This window comes from Mesorhizobium sp. M7A.F.Ca.CA.003.01.2.1 (genome assembly GCF_003998945.1).
Taxonomy (GTDB): Bacteria; Pseudomonadota; Alphaproteobacteria; order Rhizobiales; family Rhizobiaceae; genus Mesorhizobium; species Mesorhizobium ciceri.
On the sequence record NZ_RZRA01001705.1, the window covers coordinates 1 to 410 of the forward strand.

Below are 410 nucleotides of genomic sequence, written 5' to 3' on the forward strand. Positions count from 1 at the left end.
CGCCTGGCTGGCGATCGTGTTCCCTTGTCTGTTGCTCAATTATGTCGGGCAAGGCGCCTTCGTGCTGGCAAATGGCGGCGTTGTCGGTCATCCGTTCTTCGAGATGAACCAGGGCTGGACGCTTATTCCGATGGTCGTGCTTGCCACGGCGGCGACCGTGATCGCCTGCCAGGCGGTGATCTCCGGCGCCTTTTCGCTGACCAGGCAAGCGGTACAGCTCAACATGCTGCCGCGTTTCGTCATCCAGCACACGTCGGAAAAACAGTCGGGCCAGATCTATCTGCCGCGCATCAACCTGATGCTGGCGCTGGTGGTGATGCTGCTGGTGGTCGGCTTCGGCGAATCCAGCCGGCTGGCCTCGGCCTACGGTATTTCGGTGACCGGCAATATGCTGGTGACGAACATACTGC

At 60.7% G+C, this 410-nt stretch carries 1 protein-coding gene; it reads left to right on the forward strand.

Features of this window, described 5'->3' with window-relative positions; translation table 11 throughout:
- Positions 1-410 (forward strand): KUP/HAK/KT family potassium transporter (locus EN969_RS35030; RefSeq protein WP_206525398.1); only part of this gene is annotated, 410 nt, incomplete at both ends.